Here is a 7,297-nt window from a genome sequence, read left to right as displayed (position 1 = left end):
GTATTGATAGTATCTTTTTTATTCGCTAATATTTGAATTTGTTTCTAACGGTGGTTACATCTTGTGAATCTGTTTCTTTATTTGTAACAGATGCATCCTCTACGTTAGTACAACCAACCATAAAGATAATCGTTAAAAGTAATGCTAAATAACTTGTTTTCTTTTTCATTTTTGGACTCCTTATAATAGCTTTAAAAACATTTAAGTGTATTTTATCACATAATGTTATTCTATTATTTTATTTTTCTCTGTGCACTTCACTATACTACTCAAGTACAAATTCACATACTCTGCAATAATTATTTACTTCAATGTGATTTAGGATGAGTTTCAAAAAAAAAATACATAGCCGAACCTAATGACAGGCTCTTCCATTAATTAATAATAGAAAAAAAGGCTGAAACCCTTGGTATATCAAGAGTTTCAGCCTTTTAAATTTGATGACCTGTGAGGGGCTCGAACCCCCGACCCCAACCCTGTCAAGGTTGTGCTCTCCCAGCTGAGCTAACAGATCGTTATGTAGTGATGGTCGTTTTTGGTACATTTCTAATTATATATTTTCTTTGGTAAATGTCAATACTATTTTTCTAGGAAAGCTTATAGTTCTTTTTCCAGCAAAAAAGAACAAACGTTCTCTTTTTTTATTGCATAAAGAATATACGTTCGCATATAATACATATATGGAGGTGTGGATAAGATGTTGATGACGATGTTTGCAAAGAGTTTGGAGCAGAATCGAATGGTGGAAATTATATATATGTCAGAGTCAGGTGTGATTACGCAGCGAAAAATACAGGTGCTTTCTATTGAAGGAGATCGAATTCGAGCTTTTTGCTGTTTACGTCAGTTAAAACGTACATTTAAAGTGAGTAATATTCTATCTGCACAGCTGCTTACCAATAAACAGCGATTAGGTTGATTCTTCTATTCCTCCCCTTCCCTATTTATTCCCCAAATATGGACCAGTGCATGATTAGGTAAGCTGGTCCTCCTACTTACGCTCCATCGAACAGTGATTTTATTTGCTCATCATTCAGCCGTCCTTTAAACGGGAATTACAAGAATAAGTGTGGTAAAATTATTTCGTAAGCCCTTTCAACTAATTTAATACATTCAACAGGGGTGTGACGGGATGAATGAAGCTAAGAGCACCATTAAGGAATATAGGTTTACAAGCAAGGCTTTAGGGGAAGATTTAGAATTGCTTGTCTATTTACCAGCTAACTTTTCTCCTCTATATAAATACTCACTGCTTATTGCTCAGGATGGTCGGGATTATTTTCAACTCGGCAGAATGGGGAGAGTGGCAGATGAGCTGCTTGCCAGCGGGGAAATGGAGAATGTCATCATAGTGGGCGTTCCTTATAAAAATCGCTATGACCGCTGGAGTAAGTATCATCCAGATGGGGATCAAAATAAGAATTACATACGTTTTCTCGCCCATGAGCTTCTTCCATTTCTTGAAGAAGAGTTTCCGGTTTACCATATGGGATTGGGCCGCGCATTAATCGGTGATTCACTAGGAGCAACCGTCTCACTCATGACATCACTTCAATATCCACATACATTTGGCAAGTGTATTTTGCAGTCACCACTTGTAAATGAAACGGTTATGAATGCAGTCAGGGATTTTGAGACACCGCATTTACTTGAAGTCTATCATGTTATTGGAACAGGAGAAACAGAAGTCCCCTCTTCCACTGACGATTCAGTTTCCAACTTCCTCGAGCCAAATCAGGAATTAAGCAAACTCATGAAAGAAAAAGGCTTTTCCTATTTTTATGATGAGTTTGAAGGCATACATACCTGGAAGTTCTGGCAAAAGGATCTTAAACGAGCTTTAAAGGAAATGTTTTAAGCATAGTAGTTTGCTTATCACACGTCACAATCTTACCTATTTTTGGTATACTATTTGAAATAACGTACAAAGTACAGTATTCTCACTCGGGAGGTATTTTTATGAAATATGGTATCGCTATTTTCCCTTCTAAGACACTTCAGGATAAAGCAAATTCCTATCGAAAACGGTATGATACAAATTATTCCTTGATTGCACCTCATGTAACAATTAAAGCGGCTTTTGAAGCGTCAGATGCTGAAATTAAAAACATTGAACAGAAAATTGAGGATGTTGTTACACATTTCGACCCTATGGTGCTTAAGGTTCTTAAAGCGAGCACGTTTCAACCAGTCTCAAATACCATTTATTTTAAGGTTGAGCCTTCAATAGAACTTGAGGGATTGTACAATGCATTCAATCAAGAAGAGTTTGCTGGTGCACCTTCGCCTTACAATTTTGTCCCGCATATTACTATCGGTCAGAATCTATCGATTAATGAGCATTCTGATGTTCTAGGTCAATTAAGCATGCTTGATTTAACCCATCAGGAAGTTATTTCTGAAATTCAGTTAATGATACAAAATGAACAAGGTACTTGGAACGTTTATAAAACGTACAAGTTAGGAAAGGAATAAAATCTTTGAACATACAACTTGTAACTACTCAAAAACAACTTGAAGATGCTTATTATGTTCGTATGAAAGTATTTGTCGAGGAACAGCTTGTTCCTGTAGAAGAGGAAATCGATCAGTTTGAGGATGTTTCCACTCATTTTATTTTATATGATGAACAGCAGCGTCCTGCTGGTGCGGGGCGTTTCCGTATCCTTGATAAAATTGGCAAGGTTGAGCGTATCTGCGTCATGCCCGCCGCTCGCAGTAAGGGTGCCGGCACAATTATTATGAATGCTCTTGAAGAATATGGTACCAAACAAGATATTCATACATTCAAACTAAATGCGCAGATTCAAGCCATTCCTTTTTATGAAAAACGCGGATACCATATCGTTTCGGAAGAATTCCTCGATGCTGGCATTCCTCATAAGACTATGATAAAAGACAGGTAAGTAATCCCGGACCAACTGGTTCGGGATTTTTCTTTGCTCTTAAATGGAGAAATTCCACGTTTGCCCCTGTCCTATCAGCTCCTATCTTCATAGTCTATGGTATGAAAGGAAAAGGAGGAGATTGTTATCAGTGATCAAAACTTTAATATGGAGGAATCTCAAAAGGAATTAATGAAGCTGCTTGTATCCAGCACATTACGAAAGCATGGCATCAAAAAAGAGAATATTAATCTTACAGATCAAGAGAAGGCACAACTGAAAAAGACGATTCTCCATCTGCAGGAGCAATACAAGAAATTAAGTGAAGAACATACCAGCATTACCGAAGCCGATGTAAATCCAACTACTAATGTTTACGACTCAACTAAATAACCGCGTATGCTTTAACCCAAAAATCCGCACAAAATAGTTATTTGCCGAGGTAGATTCGTCCAAACATCATGGCAGTTGACGCATACTTTAATAAAGAATCAAACCTAAGGAGGATTATTATGAATCAAGAGGTGTATAGAAGTAATAGAAATCGTTGTGAGAGCAGCAGCAGTGAAAGCAGCAGCTGTAGAGAGGAAAGCAGCAGAGATCGTCATAGAGAGAGCAGCTGCAGAGAGGATGATAGAAGAGAACGTCGCCAAGAAAAAAGATGGTCTGCACTGGATTCTGACGACCGTCACCCATTATCCGCATTTTGCCGTAACGAAGATAATAATATCGATCAAAGAGCTGTTCAAGGTAATTCAGAGTTCCAATTATCTGAAGAGTTAATTTTCATCAAAGATTCTTGTGATGTAACAGTTACCTCAGTTGATTTAAAAGCAGCACTTTCTTTACAAGCTGCCATTCAAGCTGCAATTGCTGTCATTATCAGCATTTCAATTGCTGACGGCCAGGACTCTTCTGCAATCACACAAGAATTGCTGCAAACGTCTAAAATCAGTCAGATTACACGCCAAAAAACAATTGTTGAAAACAGCCGTGATATTGAAATCAGAACAACTGATGCTCAAATCGCTATCAATATCCAGCTATTACTACAATTGCTGCTTGCGATTATTGTCGAAGTTGACGTTCTTTAATAGTAAACCCAAAAGGACACATATGTGTCCTTTTGACTTTACTTACACCATTGCATTAACAAACCATCCCTTGCCTGTTAACTCTGTTGCTGTTTGTTCGATAACTTCTCTTGAAACATAGTTCTTATGTATAGAAGCATCGTTGTACATACTTAATTCTACTTTAGGTTCCTGATCCGACATGGTCTCTGTTCGCTGTGTTTCAGTACGATCTGTATTCATTTCCCTGTAAAACTTAATTGGGAAAATGGGAGATGTTCCTTGTACAGAACGATTCGCTTGGCTTTCGGCAGCAACTGTACGATTAGCATATTGGATGTAATCAAACTGTGTGACTGGTGCTATGTATCCCATTTTATCTTCACCCTTCCTAAAGTTTTTAAATAGTAAATGTATGTATGTGTCCTCATAGAGCTATTCCCGATATTTCTACTAGTTAAACCACTTTTACAACTTTTTGTTTTCTTTTCGTTCTGTTATGATAAAACCTGCAGTACTATTTCAGCAGAAGCAGATTTGAGGGTTTACCTATGAAAGCAGCAAAATCAGAAAATAGACTTATAAAACTAGACAGCATTTCACCTGATGAACTGCAAACCCTTTTTGAAAAGGGGAAGCGTGGGAATCTGTTATGTCCTGCTTGCCATTCACCAGTCAAATTATATTTAGGTATACACGAAGAACCGCATTTTTATCATGCAGCTCCAAATGTACCCGTATGCAATACCCTGAAATGGGAATCCAGCCCTAGTGCTCCCCCTGCTGAAACAGCAGAGTATCGTGAACAAAATGGGTTTCGTATCCCTATCTCACGTACCATTACAGAAGAAAAACCTGTTCAGCAAAACTTCCTTACATCCAAAGAAGTCAGCGGCAGTCCAGATTTTGAAAAGAGACTTGTAAAACCTTCAACAATTGATAGTCCTTATTTCAATGAATTAGCCAGATGCGGGGTCATACTTGACAGTCAGCAGCTTACTGCAGCATCGACGATTGAGGGGCCATTACTTGTTCTCTCTGGCGCTGGAAGCGGAAAAACAAGGGTGTTAACGGTTCGGACAGCGTTTATGCTGACGGAAAAAAGGATTGACCCGCGTAACATCATGCTTGTCACATTTACCGCCAAAGCAGCCGCTGAAATGAAACAACGTCTTCTAAGTTATCCAGGAATCACACCGATGATTGCTTCGCAGCTTGTCAGCGGAACTTTTCATAGTATTTTCTATAAAATCCTGATTTTCCATCAACCAGATCAATGGCAGCGGGATCGTCTTTTGAAATGGGAGTGGGAGCGGTTAAAGATTCTTAAAAACGCAGGTCGAGAAATTGGATTAGATGAAAAAGAATTTGCTTATGACCAAGCGTTACAGCAAATCGGATTATGGAAAAACTCACTCCGATTCCCTAAGGATATTAAACCAAAGGATGATTTTGAAACATCTTGTCTATCATTATATAAAAGCTATGAAGACTATAAAACTCAAACCGACCGTTATGATTTTGACGATATGCTGGTAGGCTGTTATTTACTTTTCCATGACTACCCAGAGCTATTAGCCAAATATCAAGAGCGCTTTCACTATTTCTTAGTCGACGAGTTTCAAGATATTAACGCTGTACAATATGAATTAATTAAACTCTTATCAGCCCATTCACAAAATGTGTGTGTAGTTGGGGATGACGATCAGTCCATCTATTCCTTCCGCGGAAGTGACCCTTCATACATTCTCCATTTTGAAGGAGACTTCCCACGAGCAAAAGTCATTAAACTGACAGAAAACTATCGTTCGTCGCATAAAATTGTCTCGACAGCTAACCGTATGATTAAGCGTAATAAACAACGTCGTGTCAAAGCCATGAAAGCACAGCACGATAACGGAAACCCACCCGTTTTGTTTTATCCTTATGATGAGGAAATCGAAGCAACCATGATTGTGACGGATATCCAAGAAAAAATCAGACAAGGTGCTCAACCAGGTGATTTTGCTATCCTATACCGTACGCATTCCATGTCACGAGCTATCTTTGAGCGGCTGGCAGCTTCTAGTCTACCTTTTGTAATTGAACGAGATGCCGAGAGCTTTTATGATCGAAAAATAGTTAAAGGCATGCTCGCTTATATGCGGCTGGCGCTTGATCCTGAAGATCCAAAACCAGTGAGTTCAATATTATCTTCCCTGTTTTTAAAACAAAGTGCATTGCAGGAAATGAAAGCACAAACGATCTTACAAGATTGTGATTTTATTAATGCATTTTCGCATGTTAAAACAGGACATGCCTTTCAGGAGAAAAAGCTAAAAACATTGCCTGAAAAAATCCGTTCTTTATCCGGCTTGTCCCCTTCTGTTGCGATTGAATTTATTGAAAAGGATCTCGGCTTTAATGATTACGTGAAAAAACGAGGCGATGAAGGGAATGAAGATAAAGGATCGGATGACATCCGGGATTTAAAAGTAGCCGCAAGACGCTTCGAAACAATTAGTGCATTCATTGAACATGCGGACCATATGGCTGCCATGGTGAAGGAAGTCAAGCAGCTCTCCAAGCATTTCCAAGATGCGATTCAACTGACGACCATCCATCGTTCAAAAGGATTAGAATACAAATCAGTGTACCTGTTATCAGCTGTTGACGGCAGCTTACCGCATGACTTCTCGCTCGAAGCATACCGTAAAGGTGAAACCGCTCCACTAGAAGAGGAACGAAGACTCATGTACGTAGCAGCCACACGAGCCAAACAGGAACTCTATATCTCCGTACCACAGACAAGAAGAGGAAAAACAGCACACCCATCAAGATTCTTGAATTTGTGAATAGAAAAGTAGAAGCAGCCCTCTTTTAAAGGAAGGCCGACTAAGTTCGCCACGTCCTGTGGCAACACCGGCATGACCCACATCCTGTGGGCCTAAGGAAATTGGGAAAGGACCAAAAGGCCGCACTTTGCCTTTTGAGGACTTTCATCTTTTCCACAGCAAGCTGGCTGCTGGCGCTAGACAACCTGAAAAGCGGAGGCGCCCGGTTAGCTCCTAAAGCAAATAGGGAGGGAACCGAAAGGCGTCTTTTGCCTTTTGAGGGCACTCATCTTTTGCACAAGGAGCTGGGCGCCGAAGCTAGACGACTAGAAAAGCGGAGACGCCCGGTTAGCTCCTAAAGTCAAATAGGGAGGGACCCGAAAGGCGCTTTTTGCCTTTTAGAGGGCACTCAATCTTTTGCACAAGGAGCTGGGCGCTGAAGCTAGACAACACGAAATGCAGAAGCATCCTTTTTTTAAGGATGGCCGACTAACTTCGTCACGTCCTTTAAACCTATATAAACTAC

Annotated in this window: 9 protein-coding genes and 1 tRNA gene; 7 read left to right on the top strand and 3 right to left on the bottom strand. The window is 39.6% G+C overall.

From position 1 onward, the window contains the following. Positions 1-25: 25 nt before the first annotated feature. Both WYK_RS25095 and WYK_RS05225 read right to left on the bottom strand, forming a co-directional pair. Positions 26-169, bottom strand: coding sequence for a hypothetical protein (locus tag WYK_RS25095; protein WP_169732056.1), 144 nt, complete (start codon positions 167-169; stop codon positions 26-28). A gap of 272 nt (positions 170-441) precedes the next feature. Continuing rightward, a tRNA-Val gene (locus WYK_RS05225) sits at positions 442-514 on the bottom strand. Between the two features lie 183 nt (positions 515-697). Between WYK_RS05225 and WYK_RS05220 the strand changes: the two genes are divergently transcribed. From WYK_RS05220 to WYK_RS05195, 6 genes are all read left to right on the top strand, one after another. Then, on the top strand, positions 698-919 hold the full coding sequence (locus WYK_RS05220) for a WYL domain-containing protein (protein WP_235782443.1): 222 nt from the start codon (positions 698-700) through the stop codon (positions 917-919). 213 nt (positions 920-1,132) lie between these two features. Further along, the gene (locus WYK_RS05215; RefSeq protein WP_040373532.1) at positions 1,133-1,858 is read left to right on the top strand and encodes an alpha/beta hydrolase; all 726 of its coding nucleotides are present in this window, start codon (positions 1,133-1,135) and stop codon (positions 1,856-1,858) included. Positions 1,859-1,959: 101 nt separating this feature from the next. Next, positions 1,960-2,475, top strand: a complete 516-nt coding sequence (locus WYK_RS05210) for a 2'-5' RNA ligase family protein (protein WP_040373531.1) — start codon at positions 1,960-1,962, stop codon at positions 2,473-2,475. 5 nt (positions 2,476-2,480) lie between these two features. After that, positions 2,481-2,906 (top strand): GNAT family N-acetyltransferase, encoded by a 426-nt coding sequence (locus WYK_RS05205; RefSeq protein WP_040373530.1) that lies wholly within the window; start codon positions 2,481-2,483, stop codon positions 2,904-2,906. Between the two features lie 147 nt (positions 2,907-3,053). After that, complete coding sequence (locus WYK_RS05200; RefSeq protein WP_040373529.1) at positions 3,054-3,278, top strand: hypothetical protein; 225 nt, start codon at positions 3,054-3,056, stop codon at positions 3,276-3,278. Positions 3,279-3,397: 119 nt separating this feature from the next. After that, positions 3,398-3,979: a spore coat protein gene (locus tag WYK_RS05195; RefSeq protein ID WP_040373528.1), complete on the top strand. Its 582-nt coding sequence runs from the start codon at positions 3,398-3,400 to the stop codon at positions 3,977-3,979. Between the two features lie 42 nt (positions 3,980-4,021). On the opposite strand, the gene WYK_RS05190 is transcribed toward WYK_RS05195, so the two are convergent. After that, complete coding sequence (locus WYK_RS05190) at positions 4,022-4,333, bottom strand: hypothetical protein (RefSeq protein ID WP_040373527.1); 312 nt, start codon at positions 4,331-4,333, stop codon at positions 4,022-4,024. Between the two features lie 176 nt (positions 4,334-4,509). Between WYK_RS05190 and WYK_RS05185 the strand changes: the two genes are divergently transcribed. Continuing rightward, entirely contained in the window at positions 4,510-6,792 is a 2,283-nt protein-coding gene (locus WYK_RS05185) for a UvrD-helicase domain-containing protein (protein ID WP_040373526.1), read from the top strand. The last annotated feature ends 505 nt before the right edge of the window (positions 6,793-7,297 follow it).

The sequence above is a fragment of the Peribacillus psychrosaccharolyticus ATCC 23296 genome (assembly GCF_000305495.1).
Classification (GTDB): Bacteria; Bacillota; Bacilli; order Bacillales; family DSM-1321; genus Peribacillus; species Peribacillus psychrosaccharolyticus.
This window is presented reverse-complemented; position numbering and strand designations above follow the sequence as displayed.

Excerpts from the sequence above, each read along its gene's own strand:
- WYK_RS25095 (WP_169732056.1), bottom strand. The coding sequence starts at position 169 with ATGAAAAAGAAAACAAGTTATTTAGCATTACTTTTAACGATTATCTTT.
- WYK_RS05220 (WP_235782443.1), top strand. The coding sequence starts at position 698 with ATGTTGATGACGATGTTTGCAAAGAGTTTGGAGCAGAATCGAATGGTG.
- WYK_RS05215 (WP_040373532.1), top strand. The coding sequence starts at position 1,133 with ATGAATGAAGCTAAGAGCACCATTAAGGAATATAGGTTTACAAGCAAG.
- WYK_RS05210 (WP_040373531.1), top strand. The coding sequence starts at position 1,960 with ATGAAATATGGTATCGCTATTTTCCCTTCTAAGACACTTCAGGATAAA.
- WYK_RS05200 (WP_040373529.1), top strand. The coding sequence starts at position 3,054 with ATGGAGGAATCTCAAAAGGAATTAATGAAGCTGCTTGTATCCAGCACA.
- WYK_RS05195 (WP_040373528.1), top strand. The coding sequence starts at position 3,398 with ATGAATCAAGAGGTGTATAGAAGTAATAGAAATCGTTGTGAGAGCAGC.
- WYK_RS05190 (WP_040373527.1), bottom strand. The coding sequence starts at position 4,333 with ATGGGATACATAGCACCAGTCACACAGTTTGATTACATCCAATATGCT.
- WYK_RS05185 (WP_040373526.1), top strand. The coding sequence starts at position 4,510 with ATGAAAGCAGCAAAATCAGAAAATAGACTTATAAAACTAGACAGCATT.